This window comes from Phenylobacterium sp., assembly GCF_016793285.1.
GTDB lineage: Bacteria > Pseudomonadota > Alphaproteobacteria > Caulobacterales > Caulobacteraceae > Phenylobacterium.
The window spans coordinates 1-20,245 of record NZ_JAEUMO010000199.1 but is presented as its reverse complement, the minus strand read 5'-3'; the positions used below and the strand labels follow the sequence as shown (position 1 = coordinate 20,245).

Below are 20,245 nucleotides of genomic sequence, written 5' to 3'. Positions count from 1 at the left end.
CCCTGATCGAACGGGCGCTGGCGGGAGAACTGGCCGCAGCCTAGTGTGCTGGATCTGAAGTTCGCCTGCTTCCGGGTCGGAGCGCCGAGCGAACTTCAGATCCAAAAAGCACACTAGAAACAGATATTTCCCTAGTGTCCTTATCGATTCCGAAGTTCGACTGAGTTCGCCTCAGGCGCCTGCGAACTTCGGAATCGGGACACTAGGCCGGTCCAAGGCCTGCCGCGTCCTAGTCCTCGTCGGAGCCGATGGGCATGCCCGGGGGCGCTTCGGGGCGGCGTCTGGGCTGGGCGAGGACGCGGGCGAGCTCCTCCTTGTCGGCGAGCAAGGCGGCCAACGTCAGGCGGTGCGCGCGGTCCGACGGGTCTGCGCCGGGGGCGGTCTTCAGGCGCGCCGACAGGTCCACGAGCCGCTGGCCGATCTCGGCCCTGGCCGCGGGCGAGACGTCCGGGCGCCGCGTGGTGGCCGCCAGTTCGAGGGCCGTGCGCGTCTGCACGCGGCGCGCGATCTCGGCCAGCCGGCCCGGCGCCGGCGCGAAGGCCTGCGCGATCAGCCGGTCGACCACCTCGCCCACGCCGGGCTGGGCCGCGTCGCGCCGGTGCTGGTCGGTGAGCCGCGCCAGGCGGTCCGGGGCGAGCAGGGCGTCCAGCACCAGGCCCGCGCCCACGTCGGCGGCCGCCAGGCTGTCGAACACCGGCCCGCCCGCGCCGTCGAACACCTCGATGGCGTACTGCCTGTCCGTGTCGCCCGACTGGCCCGACGACAGGAGCGGGATCAGCGTCTCGGGCGTGTCGAGGACGTCCGGCGCCAGCGCCGCGAGCAGGCCCGCGAGCGCCGCGCGCTGCCGGTCGGCCGGCACGACCCTGGCGACGGCCGCCGGATCGCCCTTCACCGCATAGCTGAAGTCGACGCCGCCCAGCACCTTCGCGGCGGCTTCCAGTTGATAGCGGTGCAGCAGGTAGATCGGCGCATACTTGCGCTTCAGCGCCTGCGCCGCCTCGCCAGGCCGCAGGGCCTGCGGGCCGAACGCGGCGATGGCGGCCTTGCGCACCGCCAGCACGCGCGCGAACTCGGCCACCGGATCGGCGCCGTCGTCCCAGATCGCGGCGTGCGGCTGGCCCGTGCCGACACCGCGGGCGTCCTGGTCGGTGATGTAGCGCAGCGTGGCCTGGGCCCGGGCCGCCTTCGCCGCCGGGTCGCCGTCGCCGTAGAGCCAGTCGACGATGAAGCGGTCCCACGCCCCGACGCCGACGCCGTAGGCGTCGCTGAGGTCGATCCGGCCGTTCGTCAGCTTCACGCGCGGCGCCGGATAGTCCATCACCGAGGCGCGGTCCTGGCTGGACGCCGCGAAGTTGTGCGCGAAGCCCAGGCTGTGGCCGACCTCGTGCGCCGCGAGCTGGCGGATGCGCGCCAGCGACACCTGGATCGGATCGTTCGGCCCGCCCCGGCCGCTCTCGTCGGCGCCGACCAGGCCCTCGAAGATCAGCATGTCCTGGCGCACGCGCAGCGAGCCCAGCAGCACCGAGCCCTTCACGACCTCGCCGGTCCGCGGGTCGGCCACCATCTGGCCGTAGGACCAGCCGCGGGTGGCGCGGTTCACCCAGTTGATGACGTTGTAGCGCACGTCCAGCGGGTCGGCGCCCTGCGGCATGATCTCGACGCGGTAGGCGTCCTTGTAGCCCGCGGCCTCGAAGGCCCTGGCCCACCACTGGGCCCCTTCCTGCAGCGCGGTGCGGATCGGCTCGGGCGCGGCGCGGTCCACGTAGAAGACGATGGGCTTCTTCACCGGCGAGACCGCCGCGGACGGGTCGGTCTTCTCCAGCCGGAAGCGGCGCGCCCAGCGCTGGACGATGTCGCGATCCAGGGGGGCGGCGTAGTCCATGACCAGGGCGTCGAAGGCGCCCGAGCGCGGGTCGAACGCGCGCGGGACGAAGCCCGGCTCCGGCAGCTTCACCAGGCTGTGGCGCACGGTCAGGGTGATCAGCCGGGGATCCGGCGCGATGTTGCGGGTCTCGGGCCCGGGCGTATCGGACGTGAAGGTCTGCAGCGCCTCGAACTCGACGTTCTCGGGGAACACCTTCACGGCCGCCGGGTCGGCCATCGTGAGGTCGCCCACGGGCTTGAAGCCCTGCTCCCCCGCCTGCTTCATCGCGTCGGCGACGCCGATCGCGTCGCGGGTCAGGAACGACGAGACGTCGACCACCAGCCCGCCGTCCGGCAGCGTCTGCTCGATCTTGCCCGACCAGACGACCGAGCTCGCGAACGCCTCGCGGGCGGCCGCCTGCTCGGCGGCGGGGGCGCCGGCGGCGCGGAAGCGCGGGTTCTCGAACTCGGCCAGCACCCGCCCGCCGACGCGGCGGAACGCCAGCACCTGGGTATCGCCCAGCCGCGCGCGGTCGAGACCCACGGGCGCCGAGCCCAGGCCGGTCTTCAGCGCGCTGACGTAGAGGTAGCGCCCCGCGACGCCGTCGGCGCCCGGCGACGGCAGGGCCAGCAGGATCCGGCCCCTGGCGGCGTCGACATAGACCGGGACCAGCCCCTCCTGGCGGCTCAGCCCCGCGATCGCCTCCGGCGGCCCGGGCGGCGCCTTGGCGGCCAGGGCCGCGGGCGACCACGACAGCGCCGCGCCCGCGGCGGCGGCCAACCAGATACGCTTCACAGTGCAATCCCCCGAACGGTCCGGGCGGCAACCTAGCCGGGCGCCGGGACGGCATCCAGTCGCAAGGCCGGGGCATTCGGCCCGCCCTGTCAAACGGGCGCCACAAGCTCACGCGAGGGTGATGCGTTGACGCTGCGAGCGTCCCTTGACGTAAACGGAAAGGGGCGTAGGTTGGTTATCAACGATAATACGAGGGAGGCAAGATATGCCCACGGACCTGCGTCGTCCGCTGCGGACCTATACGATCCGCCAGTTGTGCCTCGAGTTCAAATGCACCCCGCGCGCCCTGCGCTTCTATGAGGACAAGGGCCTGCTGAACCCCGCGCGCGACGGGATGAACCGCGTCTATTCCTACAAGGACCGCGCCCGGCTGCAGCTCATCCTGCGCGGCAAGCGCGTGGGCCTCTCGCTCTCGGAGATCGGCGAGATCCTCGACCTCTACGAGGCCGACGAATCCGGCGTCCAGCAGGCCGCCAAGAGCCTGCGCAAGTTCAAGGAGCGCATCGTCGCCCTGGAGCAGCAGAAGAAGGACATCGACGACGCCATCGCCCAGCTCGAGGCGGGCATCGCCGACATGGAAAAGCGCCTCACCGCCACGCGCCCCGACCTGCTGCCCCGCGCCGAGGCCTACGACCAGACCATGCGCCGACAGCTCGACGGCGCGGACGCTTAAACGCATCTCCACTGGACGTCATGGCCGGGCTTGTCCCGGCCATCCAGACGCGCTGACGCTTCAGGGCTAGCCCTGAACCAGCGGCCATGCGTAATCACGACCAACGGTGTCTATGGATGGCCGGGACAAGCCCGGCCATGACGTTCCTAGAAGGTTGGTTCGCATGCCCTACCAGGCCCCCGTGCGGGACTACGTCTTCCTGCTGCGCGACGTGCTGCAGCTCGAGCGCTACGCCGACCTGCCAGCGTTCGCGGACGCCTCGATGGACACCGTCGAGGCGATCCTCGAGGAGGCGGGCAAGTTCACCTCGGAAGTGCTCGCGCCGCTGAACGGCGTCGGCGACAAGCAAGGTTGCACCTGGAGCCCGGACTTCACCGTCAGGACGCCGAGCGGCTTCAAGGACGCCTACGCCCAGCTCGTGGCGGGCGGCTGGCCGGCCCTGGGATCCGACCCCGAATACGGCGGCCAGGGCCTGCCGCACGTCGTCAACCTCGCCTTCTCCGAAATGAGCAGTTCGGCGAACATGGCGTTCTCCATGTACCCGGGCCTGACGCACGGCTGCTATTCGGCGATCCACGTCGGCGGCACGCCCGAGCAGAAGGCGATGTACCTGCCCAAGCTGTGCTCGTTCCAGTGGGCGGGCACCATGAACCTGACCGAGCCGCACTGCGGCACCGACCTCGGCCTGCTGCGGACCAAGGCCGTCCCGCAGGCCGACGGGACCTACAGGATCTCGGGCCAGAAGATCTGGATTTCGGGCGGCGAGCAGGACTTGACCGAGAACATCGTCCACCTCGTGCTGGCCCGCATCGAGGGCGCCCCGGCCGGCGTGCGCGGCATCAGCCTCTTCATCGTGCCGAAGTTCCTGCCCGACGCCGACGGCAATCCGGGCGAGCGCAACAGCGTCAAGTGCCTGGGCCTCGAAGAGAAGATGGGCATCCACGGCAACGCCACCTGCGTGATCAGCCATGAGGAGTCGACCGGCTTCCTGATCGGCGAGGAGAACCAGGGCTTGCGCCTGATGTTCGTGATGATGAACGAGGCCCGCCTCGGCGTCGGCCTGCAGGGGGTCGCCCAGGCCGAAGCGGCCTACCAGGCGGCCGCCGAGTTCGCGAAGGAGCGCCTGCAGGGCCGTTCCCTGACCGGGCCCAAGAACCCGGACGGGCCCGCCGACCCGATCATCGTCCACCCCGACGTGCGCCGGATGCTGATGGACGCCCGCGCCATCGTCGAAGGCGGCCGGGCCTTCATGGCCTGGACCGCGCTGCACGGCGACCTCAGCCACGCCAGCCCCGACGAAGCCGTGCAGCAGAAGGGCCGCGACTACATGGCCCTGATGACCCCGGTGGTGAAGGCGTTCCTGACCGACCGCGGCTTCGACGTCTGCTCCGACGCCATGCAGGTGCATGGGGGAAGCGGCTTCACGGAACACTTCCCCGTGAGCCAGTACCTTCGCGACGTGCGCATCGCGCTGATCTACGAGGGCACCAACGGCGTGCAGGCGCTGGATCTGGTGGGGCGCAAGCTCGCCGCCGACGGCGGGCGCGGCGTGATGAGCTTCTTCGCGGAACTGGACGCCTTCATCGCCGGCGAGGCCGACCCCGCGATGAAGCCGTTCACCGAGGCGCTCGGCAAGGCCAAGGGCGAGTTGCAGGAGGCCACCATGTGGCTGATGCAGAACGGGCTCGCCAATCCGGACAACGCGGGCGCGGCGTCGACCGACTACCTGCACCTCTTCGGGCTGACGGCGCTGGGCTACATGTGGGCGTTGCAGGCCAAGGCGGCGCTGGCCAGGGTCGCCGCCGGCGATACGGACCCGTTCTATGAGACCAAGCTGGTCATCGGCCGCTACTACCTGGAACGCGTGCTGCCCGAGACGGCGAGCCGGCTTGCGAAGCTGAAGACCGGCTCCGATCTGCTGATGAAGCTGCCGGCCGAGGCTTTCTGAGGTGGGGGCGTTCTGATGGCGACGTTCCGCGCGACGATCGATTGGAGCCTGAAGGCCGGCGAGGACTTCGCGAACGGCCGCTACGGCCGCGGCCACACCGTGAGCTTCGCCGAGCATGCGGTCCCCGCCACGGCCTCGCCGCATGTGGTGGGCAAGTGGGCGCAGAAGGGCTCGGTCGACCCCGAGGAGATGCTGGTCGCCTCCATCTCCGACTGCCACATGCTGACCTTCCTGCACCGCGCGCGGCTGGCCGGCTTCGTCGTCACCCGCTACCGCGACGCCGCCGAGGGGGTGATGGAGAAGACCGCCGAGGGCCGCATGGCCGTCACCCGCGTCGCCCTGCATCCCGAGATCGTCTACGAGGGCCGCCGGCCGACCCCGGCGGAGCGCGACCGCCTCCACCACGAGGCACACGAGGAATGCTTCATCGCCAACTCGGTGAAGACGCAGATCACGGTGGAAGAGGTGGAGCCGGCGGAGGCCTGATGCGCCCCCTCCGGGGAAGCTCGCGCAAGACGGCGTTGCGGCCCCCGGTCTGAAGCCCCCTCCCCACGCTACGCCGAAACGTCAGGCACTGAGGGCCGGCGCCGCCCGTCCGGCTTCGGAGCCTGTGCGAGCAGCGTCGCCAGGCGCGTCTCCAGCGCCGCCGCATCCCGGAGTTCGCACTCCCAGATGGTCTCCACCCGCCAGTCCATCGCCACGAGCGCCTCGCGGGTCTTCGCGTCGCGCGCCCGGTTGCGACCCACCTTCCCCAGCCAGTAGTCGCGGTTCTGCTGCGGCACGCGCGCGCCGCGGGCGCAGTCGTGGCCGTGCCAGAAGCAGCCATGCACGAGGATCGCCACGCGGCGGCCCGGCATGACGATGTCGGGACAGCCCGGCAGGTCCTTGCGGTGCAGCCTGTAGCGTGCGCCGAGCGCGGTCAGCAACCGGCGCACCTTCAGTTCGGGGGTGGTGTCGCGCCCCTTCACCCGCCGCATGACGGCGGAGCGTTTCTCCGGCCCGTAGACGTCCGTTGCCGCGGGCCCGGTCACAGCCCGTCGAACAGCGCCGTCGAGATGTAGCGCTCGGCGAAGCTCGGGATGATGGTCACGACCAGCTTGCCGGCCATGTCGTCGCGGCTGGCCACGTCGAAGGCCGCGACCAGCGCCGCGCCCGACGAGATGCCGACGGGGATGCCCTCGTCCCTGGCGATGCGCCGCGCCATCTGCATGGCGTCGTCGTTGGCCACCTGCACCACCTCGTCCATCACGCCGCGGTCCAGGATCGAGGGCACGAAGCCCGCGCCGATGCCCTGGATCGGGTGCGGGCCGGGCGGGCCGCCCGACAGCACCGGCGAGGCCTGCGGCTCGACGGCGATCATCTTCACCGAGGGCTTGCGCGCCTTCAGCACCTGGCCGACGCCGGTGATGGTGCCGCCGGTGCCGACCCCCGAGACGACCGCATCGACGCGCCCGTCGGTGTCGTTCCAGATCTCCTCGGCGGTCGAGACCTTGTGGATCAGGGGGTTGGCGGCGTTGTCGAACTGCTGCGGCATCACCGCGCCGGGCGTGGCCTCGACGATCTCCTTCGCGCGGGCGACGGCGCCCACCATGCCCTTCTCGCGCGGGGTCAGCTCGAGGTTGGCGCCCAGGATCACCAGCATCTTGCGGCGCTCGACCGACATGCTCTCGGGCATGACGAGGGTGATCTTGTAGCCCTTGGCGGCGGCCACGAACGCCAGCGCGATGCCGGTGTTGCCGGAGGTGGGTTCGACGATGGTGCCGCCGGGCTTGAGCAGGCCCCTGGCCTCCAGCGCCTCGATCATCGCCACGCCGATGCGGTCCTTCACCGAGGCGAGCGGGTTGAAGAACTCGAGCTTGGCGACCACCTCGCCCTTCGGCTTCAGCGCGGCGGTCAGCCGCGGCAGCCTCACCAGCGGCGTGTCGCCGATCAGGTCGAGCACGGAGTCGTAGATCTTGCCCCGGCCGGAACGGCGGTAGCGCGCGGCGTCATAGCCCTTGTCGGCGGTGTCCATGTGGTCTCTCGGGTTTCGGCTGCCCTTGTGGCGGCGACCCTAGGCCCAGTTCGTGTGGCTCGCCAGCGCCCGTGACAGGCGCCGCGCGATCCCGCTCCGCCGGGGTCCGGCCCGCACGGCCCGACCCTGGCCGCTAGGCGGCCTGTCCCGCCCCACTGCGGGAAGGAAGGCGCCCGTCCAGCAAGGGCTCCAGCAGCTCCTGCGCCAGCCACCGCACCACCGGGACCGCCACGCCGTCGCCGGCGACGTGGAGGGCGTTGGTGGTCGCCTTCGGCAGGACGTAGCGCTCGGGCAGGCCCATCAGGCGCGCGGCCTCGCGGGCGGTGAGCAGGCGGGAGCGGACGCGGCCGGCGTCGACCACCACGACGGCCTGGCGCGAGGAGCCCCCGCGCGGCGTGCGCAGGCACCCGGCGAGGCCGTCGAACCGCACCTCGGCGCGCTGCACGCGGCGGCCGTCCTCGTTCCGGGTGCGTCGGAAGACGGCGCCGACCGCGCGACCGGCCACGGCGTCGAGGCGGGCGCGGTGCAGCGGCCCCATCAGCTCCAGCAGCCGCGCGGTCTGGGCCGGCGTGTGCCAGCGCACGGCGCCGTCGGGCTCCAGCACCGAGGCGAGGTCGCTGTTGCGGGGCGGCGGCGCGCTCACCCGCCACCAGACCCAGTGGCGGGCGACGTCCGCCGGCAGCGCCGCGTGGGCGGCCCGCACGGCGCGGGTGTGGAACGGGCTCTCGCCGGCAAGCTGCGGCGGGACGTGGCGCGCCGCCACCACGAACACGCGCGGCCGGGACTGCGGCAGCCGGCTCGCCGCGTCGATCTCCAGCGCGCCGAACCGATAGCCGCGCGCCGCGAGCGCCGCGCCCAGCGCCGCGAAGTCGGCGCCGCCGTGCGAGGTGAGCAGGCCCACGACGTTCTCGATGACGATGATGCGCGGCGCGCGGCCCGCGTCGTCCAGCGCCTCCATCAGCCGCCAGAAACCGAAGAAGGCCGACGAGCGCCCGCCCTGCAGGCCGGCCCGCGCCCCGGCGAGGCTGAAGTCCTGGCAGGGGCTCGACGCCCAGGCGAGGTCGGCGCGGCCCGCCAGATCGCCGGCCGCCAGCGCCCAGACGTCGCCCTGGCGAAAGTGCGCGGGCGCATCGGCGAAGTTGGCGCGGTAGGTGGCGGCCTTGACCGGGTCGAAGTCGTTGGCGAAGGCGCACGTCCAGCGCTCGCCCAGGCCCAGCCGGGCCATGCCGCCGCCGGCGAAGAACTCGTAGAAGGTGCGCGTCGCGGCCACGGCCATGGACGCTAGCGTGATTTGCCGCAAAATCCCGCGGATGAAGACCGCCGCTTCGCCCGCCCTGGCCGCCGCCCTCGCCGCGCTCCTGCTCGCCGCCTGCCAGCCGCAGGATCCGGACGGCAAGCCGGCCCCGCCGCCCGCCGACGCGCCGAAGCCGGCGGCCGCCATCGACATCGGCCAGCCGATCACCGCGCGCGGGACCGAGCCGTTCTGGGCGCTGACCATCGAGGCCGGGACGAAGCTGACCCTGAAGCGGCCCGACCACCCGGACCTCACGGCCGAGGCCCCTGGCGCGGCGATCGACAACGGCCGCGCCGTCTGGGTCGCGAGGACCGCCGACGGCCGGCAGATCACCGTGACGCTCTACGCGAGCGACTGCTCCGACGGCATGAGCGACGCGCGCTATCCGATGAGCGCCGAGGTCGTGATGATGAACGAGAGCCTGCGCGGCTGTGCGGCCAGGACCGCCGAACTGCCCCGCGAAGGCGCCGCCCGCCCATGATGCTCGAACTCCTGGTGGCGGGCGCCATGGTCGTGCTGACCGTGGTGATCCACGGATTCGGGCTGGCGTTGCTGGGCGCCATGCTGAAGCTCGAGCACCTCGATGCCGAGGGCGCCTCGCTCAGCCTCGTGTCGCTGCGCGGCGTCGGCCTGACGATCGGGCTGGTGCTCGGGCTGTTCGTGCTGCACGCGGTGGAGATCTGCCTCTACGCCGCGCTCTTCCACATGCTGGGCGCCGTCCCGGACTTCCGCAGCGCGGTCTATTTCTCGACCACCACCTACGGCGCGATCGGCTACAGCGACGCCGAGATCGACGACTCGTGGCGCCTGCTGGGCGGCATCGAGGGGATCAACGGCGTACTGCTGATGGGCTGGTCCACGGCGTTCTTCGTGGCGGTGATCACACGCCTGATGGTGCGGCGGCGCTAAGACGCTAATCAGTCGCCGATCTCCAGCATCGAGACCTGGCTCGGCCGGTCGGTGCGCTCGCCCTTCGGCATGGCGAAGCCGGCGGTGACGGCCGCGGCCAGCATCACGGCGATGACGGTCTTCAGGTTCATCTCGCGTCCTCCTGCGGGAGGCTCCTCTCGGCGCCGAACGGTCGGGCGCCCTTCGGGGGCTCGGAATGCGCGGGGCGCGCGTGCGGTTCCCGCTTGACCTGCCCCGAGGCAAGGGCGGCACAATGCGGAAAACACGATATGCGAGCGCGCCGGCAAGGCGCCGCAGCACAGGGAGTCCGGCGCATGGAAAAGGCTTTCGACCTGGTCGTGCGCGGCGGCACGGTCGTGGACGGCACGGGCGGCGCGGCCTTCGAGGCCGACGTGGCGGTCAGGGACGGCGTCGTCGCCGCGGTCGGCAGGATCGCGGGGACGGGCGCCGAGGAGATCGACGCCCGCGGCCAGATCGTCACCCCCGGCTTCGTCGACATCCACACCCACTACGACGGCCAGGCCACCTGGGACCAGCGGCTGCAGCCTTCGTCCTGGCATGGCGTCACCACGGTGGTCATGGGCAACTGCGGGGTCGGCTTCGCCCCCTGCCGCAGCGACGACCACGACCTGCTGATCCGCCTGATGGAGGGCGTGGAGGACATCCCGTTCCCGGTGCTGGCCGACGGCCTGCCGTGGAACTGGGAGAGCTATCCCGAATACCTCGACCGGCTGGGCGAGCGGTCGTTCGACGTCGACGTCGGCAGCCAGTTGCCGCACGCGGCGCTGCGCGTCTACGTGATGGGCCAGCGCGGCGTCGACCGCGAGCCCGCGACCGAGGCCGACATCGCCGCCATGGCCGCGATCGCCCGGCGGGCGATGGAGGCCGGCGCCATCGGCTTCGGCACCTCGCGCACGCTGAACCACCGCAGCTCCGACGGCTCGCCCATCGCGACCCTGACGGCCGGCGAGGACGAGCTCACCGGCATCGCCATGGGGATGGCCGCGGCGGGCAAGGGCGTGCTGCAGGTCGTCAGCGACTTCAACGACCCGGTCGAGGAGTTCGCCATGCTGCGGCGGATCGTCGAGCGGTCGGGCCGGCCGCTGTCGTTCAGCCTGCTGCAGAGCCCGCGCCATCCCGACCAGTGGAAGTACATGCTGGAGCAGATGAGCAAGGCCAAGGCCGCCGGCCAGCAGATCCGCGCCCAGGTGGCCACGCGGCCGGTGGGCGTGCTGTTCGGGCTGGAGCTGACGGTGAACCCGTTCATCAGCCACCCCAGTTACCGGACGATCAAGGACCTGCCGCTCGCCGAGCGCGTGGCGCGGCTCCGCGACCCCGGCTTCCGCGCGCAGTTGCTGGCCGAGGAGGCCGCCTCGCGGCAGGCCGCCGGCGCCTCGCCGATGCGCTCGTGGGAGCGCTTCTACCTGCTGGGCGAGGACAGTCCCGACTACGAACCCACGCCCGACCACTCCATCGCCGCCATCGCGCAGAAGACCGGCAAGGCGCCGCACGAGATCGCGCTGGACCACATGCTGGACGGCGGCCCGGGCGGCGGACGCGGCCTGCTCTACCTGCCGCTGCTGAACTACGCGAACGACAACCTCGACCACGTCTGGACCATGCTGGGCCACGACTGCGTGGTGCCGGGCCTCTCCGACGGCGGGGCCCACGTCGGCATGATCTGCGACGGCAGCTTCCCGACCACGAACCTCGTCCACTGGACGCGCGACCGCGCCCGCGGCCCGACGCTGACGCTCGAGCGGATGATCAAGGCCCAGTGCCGCGACACCGCCGAGACGGTCGGCCTGTTCGACCGGGGGCTGGTCCAGCCGGGCTTCCGCGCCGACCTCAACGTCATCGACTACGCGCGCCTGAAGCTGAAGGCGCCCAGCGTGGCCTACGATCTGCCGACCGGCGGGCGGCGCCTGATCCAGCGCGCCGACGGCTATACGGCGACCATCGTGGCCGGCGACGTCACCTACCGCGACGGCGAACCCACGGGCGCCCTGCCCGGCCGGCTGCTGCGCGGCGCCCAGGCGGCGCCGACGCGGCTGGCGGCGGAATAGGAGGCGGCGATGAACGCGATAGCCCCGGAGTTCCGGCCCCAGGTCCTGGAAGCGTCGTGCGAGTGGACGGCGAAGGACGTGGCCGATCCCGCCCGCTGGACCGAGCGCCTGTCGCCCGCCGAGGTGGACGAGCTGGAGGCCGCCGTCGCCCACGCCGCGGCGCGCTCCGACAACTTCATGGAGATCGGCAGGGCGCAGTTCCCGTTGCCGACGCTGGGCGCCCGGCTGAAGGAGATCGAGCGCGAGCTGATCGAAGGGCGCGGCTTCGTGCTGATCCGCGGCCTCCCGCGCGAGCGCTGGACCAACGACCAGATGTGCCTGGCCTACTGGGGACTCGGCATGCACCTGGGCCGGCCCTGGCCGCAGAACGCCAAGGGCCACCTGCTGGGCGACGTGACCGACCACGGCAAGCAGTCGGGCGATCCGACCGTGCGCGGCAACGAGATCGGCCTCGTCGGCCTCGACTTCCACTGCGACGGCAGCGACCTCGTGGGCCTGATGTGCCTGCAGACGGGCGTCTCGGGCGGGCTGTCGGCCGTCTGCAACTCGGTCGCCCTGCACAACCGGCTGGTCCGCGAGCGCCCCGACCTCGCGGCCGAACTCTACAAGCCCCAGCCGTTCGACTACCGCGGCGAGCAGCCGCCGGGGCGGCCGGGCTGGTATCCGATGCCGATCTTCACCGAGCTGAACGGGCGGCTCTTCATCCGCCTGATCCGGCCCTACGTGCTGGCCTCGCAGCGGCACGAGGACGCCCCGCGCCTGACGCCCGCGGCGGTCGAGGCGCTGGCCTGGATGCAGGACATGGCCGAGGGCGGCGAGTACTCGGTGATCATGGACTTCCAGCCGGGCGACATGCAGTTCATCAACAACTTCCACGTCCTGCACGGCCGCACGCCCTACGAGGACGACCGCGCCGCCGGCAAGATCCGCCACCTGAAGCGCCTGTGGCTCGAGACCGAGGTGCTGGAGGCGCGGCCGGCGCAGTTCGTGAACCGCATGGGGACCCACTGGGCGAAAAACCTCACCATCAGCCGCATGGACGCCAAATGAGCCTGGTTCTCCGCGAAGACCGCGACGGCGCGGCGATCCTGACCCTGAACCGGCCCGACAAGCTGAACGCGCTCACCGTCGCGCTGTTCGGCGAGCTCGACGCCCACGTCCGCAGGATCGCCGGCGAGACCGACAAGGTGGGCCTGGTGGTGCTCAAGGGCGCCGGCCGCTGCTTCTCGGCCGGCCACGACCTTTCCGACATCGCCGCCGGCGAGAAGCTGCCGGAGCCGTTCTTCCAGTCGAAGGTGATCGAGCGGCTGGCCGACCTGCCGCAGCCGGTGATCACCGCCGTCCACGGCCACTGCTACACGGGCGGGCTGGAGCTGGCGCTGAGCGGCGACATCGTCTTCGCCGCCGAGGGCGCGCGCTTCGCCGACACCCACGCCAAGTGGGCGCTGACGCCGGTCTGGGGCATGAGCCAGCGGCTGCCGCGCCGGGTCGGGACCTATCGCGCCCGCGAGCTGATGCTGACCTGCCGCACCGTGATGGGGCCCGAAGCCGCGTCGATCGGTCTGGCCGACTTCTGCGTCCCCGACGCCGAGTTCGAGAGCCGCCTCGCCGAGCTGTGCGGCCAGGTTCTCGCCAACTCTTGGTTCAGCCACCGCGCCAACAAGCGTCTCCTGCTGGAGACCGACGGCATGGCGCAGAAGGACGGCCTGGCCCACGAGATCTTCCGCGGCGCCGGCCGAGGCCCCGACATGGAGGCCCGGATCGCCGGCTTCCAGAACAAGACGTTGAAGCAGGGCGCGTAGCGCCCACCTCCCCCGGCGCGGCAGCGGCGGGAGGAAGACTAGGCCGGCTCGTACAGCCGCGCCGGGCGGTGGGCGCCGTGGACGAAGTCCTCGGTCTCGCGCACGCAGGCCAGGGTCGCCACCATCTTGCGGAAGTTCCGCTTCTCGACCTCTTCGCCGATCACCGCCTCGTAGGCCCCCTGCAACTGGCTCAGCGTGAAGCGCGGCGGCAGGAGCGCGAACAGCGGCTGGACCTCCCGCGCCCGCGCGCCGAGCGCCGCCAGGGCGCGTTGCAGGATCGTCGCATGGTCGAACGCCAGCTCGGGCAGGGCGTCCAGCGCGAACCACTGCGCCTGCGCCGCATCGGTGTCGGCCGCCAGCCGCAGTTCGTCCGACGCCAGCAGCGCCAGGTAGGCCACCGAGATCACCCGCTCGCGCGGGTCCCGCCCGGGCGCGCTGAAGTTCCCGAAGTGGACCAGGACCTCCGCCTCGACGCTGGTCTCCTCCCTGAGCTCGCGCCGGGCGCAGGCGTCGAGTTCCTCGTCCGGCTGGAGGAAGCCGCCGGGCAGCGCCCAGGCGCCTTTGAACGGCTCGCCCGCCCGCTCGATCAGCAGCACGTGCAGCGCCCCGCGCCGGAGCGTGAACACCGCGATGTCCGCCGCCACCGCGGGGTGGGGATAGGCGTAGGTGAAGGCCATCTTTGTGTATTGACGACACTAAGTCGTCCCTGCTAAGTGTTAATGGCACACTAAGTTGTGCTGTACGCCTGTCAACGAGGGTTCCTTCAAGATGCCTCTCGCCTGTCCCGTCAGTCGCTTCCGTATCGACGTGATTCCCCACGGCCGCGCCGCCATCGGCGTCTCCCCATGCCCCGGCGCCGACGACCTCGGCGCGGTGGCGGCATTCCGGCCGGACGCGATCGTCACGCTGCTGTCGGCGCACGAGCAGAGGCTGATCGGCCACGCCGACCTCCCGGAGACCCTGGCGCCGCTCACCCCCCAGTGGCACCAGGTTCCCATGCGCACGAGCGCCGCCCCCGACGCGCGCTTCGAGCGGCTGTGGAGCTACGCGGGCCATCGGCTGCGCGCCATCCTGCGCCGTGGAGGACGGGTGCTCCTCCACTGCGACGAGAGCGGCGTGCGCGCGCGCCGGGCGGCCGCCCGACTCCTCGCGGAGTTGGGCGCGTCGTCCGGCGAGGCCGCGGCCCGGACCCTCATCCAGGCGACGCCCGCCCACCGCCCGCTGGCGGAGCACCACGTCGCGGGCCGCATCCTGGGCGGCCTGGTCGGCGGCGCGCTGGGCGACGCGATGGGCTACCCCGTCGAGTTCCGGTCGCGCGCGCGGATCCACGCGGCAGGCGGGCTTTCGACGCCCGCGCGCCTGGTGGTCAGCGACGACACCCAGATGACGCTGTTCACCGCCGACGGCCTGCTGAGCGGGCTGGCCCTGGGCGGTCCGCCGTCCCGCGACCGCATCATGGCGCGCATCCGCCACGCCTACCTCGCCTGGTTCCGCACCCAGCGCGAGGACTGGACGTCGGCCGCGACCGGACTCAGCCAGCACCGCGAACTGTGGGCCGTGCGCTCGCCGGGGAGCACCTGCCTGGCCGCGCTCGGCGCCGGCGCGCGCGGCACGCTGGGCGCGCCCGCCAACGACTCCAAGGGCAGCGGCGCGGTCATGCGCATCGCCCCGCTCGGCCTCGTGCCCGCCATCGACGCCGACGCGGCGTTCCACTTGGCCCACGAGGTCGCCGCCCTCACCCACGGCCATGCCGGCGGCCGCCTCAGCGCCGCCGCGCTCGCCGGCCTGCTGCGCGACCTCCTCGACGAAACGCCGATGACCACCGCCCTCGACCGCATGGAAGCGCGCCTCGCCGGCGTGGCCGACGGCGGCGACGTGCTGACCATGGTGCGCGACGCGCGCCGGCTCGCCGCCTGCGAGGGCATCGCGGTCGAAGACGCCGTCGCCGTGCTGGGCGAGGGCTGGAGCGGGGACGAGGCGCTGGCCATCGGCCTCTACGCCGCCCTGCGCGCCGACAGCTTCGAGGAGGCCGTCCGCTTCGCCGCCGAGCACGACGGCGACAGCGACACCACCGCCGCGATCGCCGGCCAGATCTGGGGCGTCCTGTACGGCGTCGACGTGACCCCGCACGCCTGGGTCCAGCGCCTCGACGTGCTGGAGGCGCTGGGCGACGTCGCCGGCCGCCTGCTCGCCCACGCCGCCCGCGAGGCCGCGCCCGCGCCGCAAAGGGTGCTCGCGCCGGTCTGACGATCCGTCCGGCCGTCCACAGGAAAGCGCGGAGAACGCCGGGACCAAAACCGGAACGTGCGCTGGCGCTCCCGCGCGAGCCACGTCATACAGGCCCGATGCGCGCCGCTCTCGCCGAGGCCGAAGCCCGTCCGACGGACGCCGCCCCCCTTCGCGCGGCCCGCGACGTCCTGCGCCGGGTCTTCGGCCACGACGACTTCCGCGGGCTGCAGGCCGAGGTGATCGCCGAGGTGGTGGGGGGCCGCAACGCGCTGGCGGTGCTGCCCACCGGCGGCGGCAAGAGCCTCTGCTACCAGATCCCCAGCCTGATGCGGCCCGGCCTGGGCCTGGTGGTCTCGCCGCTGATCGCGCTGATGACCGACCAGGTCGCGGCCCTGGTCCAGTCGGGCGTCGCGGCCGCGCGCCTGGACAGCAACATCGAGCCCGAGGCCAGGGCCGAGACCTGGCGGCGGATCGAGGCGGGCGAACTCGACGTCCTCTACGTCTCGCCGGAGGGGCTGATGCAGCCCTGGATGCTGGACCGCCTCGGCCGCATCCCGCTGGCGCTCATCGCCATCGACGAAGCCCACTGCGTCAGCCAGTGGGGCCATGACTTCCGGCCCGAGTACCGGATGCTGGGCCGGCTGGCGGACCTGTTCCCGGGCGTCCCGCGCCTGGCCGTCACCGCCACCGCCGACGCCCGGACCCGCGAGGACATCCGCGCCGAACTGCGCCTGACCGAATCCGCCGAGTTCGTGGCCAGCTTCGCGCGGCCCGAGCTGATCCTGTCGGCCGAGCGCAAGCGGGGCGGCGCGGAGAAGCGGGTGATCGACCTCGTCGCCGCGCGGCCGGGCCGCTCGGGCGTGGTCTATGCCGGATCCCGCGACAAGACCGAGAAGCTGGCCGAAGCCCTGCGCGGCGCCGGCGTGCCGGCCGTCGCCTACCACGCCGGCCTCGACAAGCGGCTGCGCGAGACGCGGCTGGAGGCGTTCCTCGAGGCCGACCATGCGGTGATGGTGGCGACCATCGCCTTCGGCATGGGGGTCGACAAGCCCGACGTCCGCTTCGTGATCCACGCCGATCCGCCGTCGTCCATCGAGGCCTACTGGCAGGAGATCGGCCGCGCCGGTCGCGACGGCGAGCCGGCCGAAGGCATCACCCTCTACGGCGCCGCCGACATGGCCTGGGCGCTGAAACGCGTCGCCGAACGCGACATGGACGAGGCGGCCAAGCAGGTCCAGGCGCGCAAGGTGCGCCAGCTCTATGCCCTGCTGGACGGCGCCGGCTGCCGCGCCGCCACGGTGCGGCGCTACTTCGGCGAGGAGGGCGTCGAGCCCTGCGGCCAGTGCGACCTCTGCCTCGGGACGGTCGAGACCGCCGACGCCACCCAGGCCGCGCAGAAGGCGCTCTCGGCCGTCCACCGGCTGGGCGGCCGCTTCGGCCGCGGCCGGGTGGTCGACCACCTGCTGGGCAAGACCAAGGACCCCAGCGACTGGGAGCAGGGCCTGTCGACCTGGGGCATCGGCCAGGAGCTCTCTGCGTCGCAGTGGAAGGACCTGACCGAACAGCTCCTGTTCGAGGGGCTGCTGCGCGAGGATCCCAACGACGGTCGCCCGCTGGTGGGCCTGGGCGACCCCGAGGCCGTGCGCGCCGTCTTCCGCGGCGAGCGGACGGTGGCGATGCGCAGGCATCCCGAGGGCGAGAAGGCCGCGCGCGGCGGCAAGAGCGGACGCAAGGGCCGCGAGGCCATGGCGGTCGCCGCGTCCGACCAGCCGCTGTTCGAGGCGCTGCGGGCCTGGCGTGCGGCCGAGGCGAAGGCCCAGCACGTGCCCCCCTACGTCATCTTCCACGACCGCACCCTGGCCGAGATCGCCGCCGCCAGGCCCGGCGGCCGCGCGGCGCTCGCCCGCCTCAACGGCGTCGGCGAGGCCAAGCTCGCCCATTACGGCGAGGCGGTGCTGGAGGTTGTGGGGTCCTTCGCCGGCTGACCGACTTCCCCGCAGGCGCAACCCCGCCTAGACGTCCACCTCGGCATCGAGCGCATTCTCCTGGATGAAGTCGCGCCGCGGCTCCACGAGGTCGCCCATGAGGCGGGTGAACATGTCGTCGGCGTCGTCGGCGTGGTTCACCCTCACCTGCAGCAGGGTGCGGGCCTCGACGTCCAGCGTGGTCTCCCACAACTGCTCGGCGTTCATCTCGCCCAGGCCCTTGTAGCGCTGGACCGAGAGGCCGCGGCGGCCGTTGTCCATCACGGCGTTCACCAGGTCGAGCGGGCCGCGCACCTTGGCCGTGCGGTCCTTGCGGGTGAAGGTCGCCACGCCCGAGAAGGTCTCGCTCATCTTCGCGGCGCGCTCGGCCAGGCGCCGCGCGTCGGCGGCGTGCAGCAGGAGGTCGTCCAGCACCAGCTTCTCGGAAACGCCCCGCTTCACGCGGCTGAAGGCGTAGCCGCCGCCGGCCGCCGGCTCGCCCGACCAGGCTCCGTCGCCTTCCTCGGCGTAGAGGTCCAGCCGCCCGGCCGCGACCGCCACGTCCTCGGCGTTGCCCAGCAGGCCGGCCAGCGCCGCCTGCTCGATGGCGAAGGCCGGGGCGCGGGTGGCGAGCCGCTCGATGTTGGCCTTGGCGCCGCGGGCCTCGCGGACCAGCGCCAGCAGGTCCGCGCCCGTCAGCCGCTCGCCGTTGGCGAGGTCCAGCGTGGCCGAATCCGTGCCTTCGTCGATCAGGTAGACCTCGAGCTCGGCGTCGTCCTTCAGGTAGCGCACCGACTTGCCCTTGCTCGCCTTATAGAGCGGCGGCTGGGCGATATAGAGGTAGCCCTTGTCGATCACCTCCGGCATCTGCCGGTAGAAGAAGGTGAGCAGCAGCGTGCGGATGTGGGCGCCGTCGACGTCGGCGTCCGTCATGATGACGATCTTGTGGTAGCGCAGCTTCTCGATGTTGAAGTCGTCGCGGCCGATACCCGCGCCCAGCGCCGTGATCAGCGTGCCCACCTGCTCGGACGACAGCATCTTGTCGAACCGCGCGCGCTCGACGTTCAGGATCTTGCCGCGCAGCGGCAGGATCGCCTGGTTCTCGCGGTTGCGCGCCTGCTTGGCCGAGCCGCCGGCCGAGTCGCCCTCGACCAGGAAGATTTCGGACTTGGCCGGGTCCTTCTCGGAGCAGTCGGCGAGCTTGCCGGGCAGCGAGGTGATGTCGAGCGCCGACTTGCGCCGGGTCAGTTCCCGGGCCTTGCGGGCGGCTTCGCGCGCCGCCGCCGCCTCGGCGATCTTCTGCACGATCATCCGGGCTTCGTTCGGGTGCTCCTCGAACCAGGTGGCGAGGCCCTCGCCGACGAGGTTCTCCACCGCCGGGCGCACTTCCGAACTGACCAGCTTGTCCTTCGTCTGCGACGAGAATTTGGGGTCGGGCACCTTCACCGACAGCACGCAGGTGAGGCCCTCGCGCGCGTCCTCGCCCGACACCGAGACCTTCTCGCGCTTCGCCGCGCCCGAACTCTCCGCATAGCCGGTGATGATCCGGGTCAGCGCCGAGCGGAACGCCGCCAGGTGCGTGCCGCCGTCCCGCTGCGGGATGTTGTTCGTGAAGCACAGGACGTTCTCGTGGTAGCCGTCGTTCCACCAGAGCGACAGGTCCAGCTCGACGGTGTCCTTGCGCCCCCTCACCACGATCGGCGTCTTGATGAGCGGGGTCTTGGCCTTGTCGAGGTGGCGCACGAACGCCTCGATGCCGCCCTCGTAGCTCATGACCTCCTCGAACGGCTCGGCGCCGCGGTGGTCCTTCAGCCAGATGGTCACGCCCGAGTTCAGGAAAGCGAGCTCGCGCAGGCGGTGCTCCAGCGTCTTCAGGTCGAAGTCGATGAACTTGAAGGTGCTCAGCGAGGGCAGGAACGTCACCTCGGTGCCGGTGAGCGGCTGGCCGTTCTCGCGCATCGGCGACTTGCCGGTGACGACCAGCGGCGACACCGCGTCGCCGTGCCGGAACTCCATCTCGTGGACGTCGCCGTTCCGATGGATCTTCAGCTTCAGGAACTCGGAGAGCGCGTTCACCACCGACACGCCCACGCCGTGCAGGCCGCCCGAGACCTTGTAGCTGTTCTGGTCGAATTTCCCGCCGGCGTGGAGCTGGGTCATGATGACCTCGGCCGCAGAGACGCCCTCGCCCTCGTGGATGTCGGTGGGGATTCCGCGGCCGTCGTCCGTGACGGTGCAGGAGCCGTCGGCGTTCAGGATCACCTCGACGCGGGTGGCGTAGTCGGCCAGCGCCTCGTCGATGGCGTTGTCCACCACCTCGTAGACCATGTGGTGCAGGCCCGAGCCGTCGTCGGTGTCGCCGATGTACATGCCCGGCCGCTTGCGCACCGCGTCCAGGCCCTTCAGCACCTTGATCGAGTCCGCGCCGTACTCGGCCGCGCCGTCGCCCCCGTTGGCCTGGGGATCTTGGCCTTCGGGAATCTCGTTGTCTTCGCTCATCACGGGTCCGGTTGAATCGGGCTGGAGCGTCCGCCTGGACGCAGGTCCCGACCTCGAAGGGGGTGAAGGCGCCGCCCGGTGGATCGAGGGAGCGCCGCCGACGGTCGTTCCGCGACCGATTCTCGTTTCCGAATATAGGGGTTCGCGCGGCCTTATGCACCTCCCGCGTACGCGTGTACGCGCGCGAG

Annotated in this window: 17 protein-coding genes; 10 read left to right on the top strand and 7 right to left on the bottom strand. The window is 71.9% G+C overall.

Annotation, left to right across the window (positions count from 1 at the left end):
* Nucleotides 1-229: 229 nt before the first annotated feature.
* The gene (locus JNL41_RS17170) at nt 230-2,659 is read right to left on the bottom strand and encodes a zinc-dependent metalloprotease (protein ID WP_293477080.1); all 2,430 of its coding nucleotides are present in this window, start codon (nt 2,657-2,659) and stop codon (nt 230-232) included.
* Between the two features lie 205 nt (nt 2,660-2,864).
* On the opposite strand from JNL41_RS17170, the gene JNL41_RS17165 reads away from it, so the two are divergent.
* The 3 genes from JNL41_RS17165 to JNL41_RS17155 all read left to right on the top strand — a co-directional run bounded on the left by JNL41_RS17165 (nt 2,865) and on the right by JNL41_RS17155 (nt 5,766).
* Nucleotides 2,865-3,332 (top strand): MerR family DNA-binding transcriptional regulator, encoded by a 468-nt coding sequence (locus JNL41_RS17165; protein ID WP_293477078.1) that lies wholly within the window; start codon nt 2,865-2,867, stop codon nt 3,330-3,332.
* Between the two features lie 163 nt (nt 3,333-3,495).
* A complete protein-coding gene (locus tag JNL41_RS17160) occupies nt 3,496-5,280 on the top strand; it encodes an acyl-CoA dehydrogenase C-terminal domain-containing protein (protein ID WP_293477076.1) in 1,785 nt (594 codons plus the stop codon).
* 15 nt (nt 5,281-5,295) lie between these two features.
* The gene (locus JNL41_RS17155; protein ID WP_293477074.1) at nt 5,296-5,766 is read left to right on the top strand and encodes an OsmC family protein; all 471 of its coding nucleotides are present in this window, start codon (nt 5,296-5,298) and stop codon (nt 5,764-5,766) included.
* Nucleotides 5,767-5,834: 68 nt separating this feature from the next.
* Here the strand turns inward: JNL41_RS17155 and vsr are convergent, their stop codons facing one another.
* The 3 genes from vsr to JNL41_RS17140 all read right to left on the bottom strand — a co-directional run bounded on the left by vsr (nt 5,835) and on the right by JNL41_RS17140 (nt 8,570).
* A complete protein-coding gene (gene vsr, locus JNL41_RS17150) occupies nt 5,835-6,311 on the bottom strand; it encodes a DNA mismatch endonuclease Vsr (RefSeq protein ID WP_293477072.1) in 477 nt (158 codons plus the stop codon).
* Entirely contained in the window at nt 6,308-7,294 is a 987-nt protein-coding gene (cysK, locus tag JNL41_RS17145) for a cysteine synthase A (RefSeq protein WP_293477070.1), read from the bottom strand. The genes vsr and cysK overlap by 4 nt, the downstream gene beginning before the upstream one ends.
* Nucleotides 7,295-7,427: 133 nt before the next feature.
* The gene (locus JNL41_RS17140; protein WP_293477068.1) at nt 7,428-8,570 is read right to left on the bottom strand and encodes a DNA cytosine methyltransferase; all 1,143 of its coding nucleotides are present in this window, start codon (nt 8,568-8,570) and stop codon (nt 7,428-7,430) included.
* A gap of 34 nt (nt 8,571-8,604) precedes the next feature.
* On the opposite strand from JNL41_RS17140, the gene JNL41_RS17135 reads away from it, so the two are divergent.
* Together JNL41_RS17135 and JNL41_RS17130 are read left to right on the top strand one after the other, a co-directional pair.
* A complete protein-coding gene (locus JNL41_RS17135) occupies nt 8,605-9,069 on the top strand; it encodes a hypothetical protein (protein ID WP_293477066.1) in 465 nt (154 codons plus the stop codon).
* Nucleotides 9,066-9,497 carry an ion channel gene (locus JNL41_RS17130; protein ID WP_293477064.1) on the top strand — a complete coding sequence of 144 codons (432 nt, stop codon included), beginning with the start codon at nt 9,066-9,068 and terminating at the stop codon, nt 9,495-9,497. Before JNL41_RS17135 ends, JNL41_RS17130 begins: the two co-directional genes overlap by 4 nt.
* An 8-nt stretch (nt 9,498-9,505) precedes the next feature.
* Here JNL41_RS17130 and JNL41_RS17125 read toward each other — a convergent pair whose 3' ends face one another.
* On the bottom strand, nt 9,506-9,628 hold the full coding sequence (locus JNL41_RS17125) for a hypothetical protein (protein WP_293477062.1): 123 nt from the start codon (nt 9,626-9,628) through the stop codon (nt 9,506-9,508).
* A gap of 183 nt (nt 9,629-9,811) precedes the next feature.
* Here JNL41_RS17125 and JNL41_RS17120 point away from each other — a divergent pair, with 183 nt between their 5' ends.
* The 3 genes from JNL41_RS17120 to JNL41_RS17110 are packed head-to-tail and all read left to right on the top strand — an operon-like array spanning nt 9,812 to nt 13,365.
* The gene (locus JNL41_RS17120; RefSeq protein ID WP_293477060.1) at nt 9,812-11,563 is read left to right on the top strand and encodes an amidohydrolase family protein; all 1,752 of its coding nucleotides are present in this window, start codon (nt 9,812-9,814) and stop codon (nt 11,561-11,563) included.
* Between the two features lie 9 nt (nt 11,564-11,572).
* Nucleotides 11,573-12,613 carry a TauD/TfdA family dioxygenase gene (locus JNL41_RS17115; protein ID WP_293477058.1) on the top strand — a complete coding sequence of 347 codons (1,041 nt, stop codon included), beginning with the start codon at nt 11,573-11,575 and terminating at the stop codon, nt 12,611-12,613.
* Nucleotides 12,610-13,365 carry an enoyl-CoA hydratase/isomerase family protein gene (locus tag JNL41_RS17110; protein WP_293477056.1) on the top strand — a complete coding sequence of 252 codons (756 nt, stop codon included), beginning with the start codon at nt 12,610-12,612 and terminating at the stop codon, nt 13,363-13,365. The genes JNL41_RS17115 and JNL41_RS17110 overlap by 4 nt, the downstream gene beginning before the upstream one ends.
* A gap of 38 nt (nt 13,366-13,403) precedes the next feature.
* Here JNL41_RS17110 and JNL41_RS17105 read toward each other — a convergent pair whose 3' ends face one another.
* Nucleotides 13,404-14,042: an NUDIX domain-containing protein gene (locus JNL41_RS17105; protein ID WP_293477054.1), complete on the bottom strand. Its 639-nt coding sequence runs from the start codon at nt 14,040-14,042 to the stop codon at nt 13,404-13,406.
* Between the two features lie 91 nt (nt 14,043-14,133).
* Between JNL41_RS17105 and JNL41_RS17100 the strand changes: the two genes are divergently transcribed.
* Both JNL41_RS17100 and recQ read left to right on the top strand, forming a co-directional pair.
* On the top strand, nt 14,134-15,612 hold the full coding sequence (locus JNL41_RS17100; protein ID WP_293477052.1) for an ADP-ribosylglycohydrolase family protein: 1,479 nt from the start codon (nt 14,134-14,136) through the stop codon (nt 15,610-15,612).
* Nucleotides 15,613-15,710: 98 nt separating this feature from the next.
* Nucleotides 15,711-17,579, top strand: coding sequence for a DNA helicase RecQ (gene recQ, locus JNL41_RS17095; protein WP_293477050.1), 1,869 nt, complete (start codon nt 15,711-15,713; stop codon nt 17,577-17,579).
* Nucleotides 17,580-17,606: 27 nt separating this feature from the next.
* Here recQ and gyrB read toward each other — a convergent pair whose 3' ends face one another.
* On the bottom strand, nt 17,607-20,057 hold the full coding sequence (gene gyrB / locus JNL41_RS17090) for a DNA topoisomerase (ATP-hydrolyzing) subunit B (protein ID WP_293477048.1): 2,451 nt from the start codon (nt 20,055-20,057) through the stop codon (nt 17,607-17,609).
* Between the last annotated feature and the right edge of the window lie 188 nt (nt 20,058-20,245).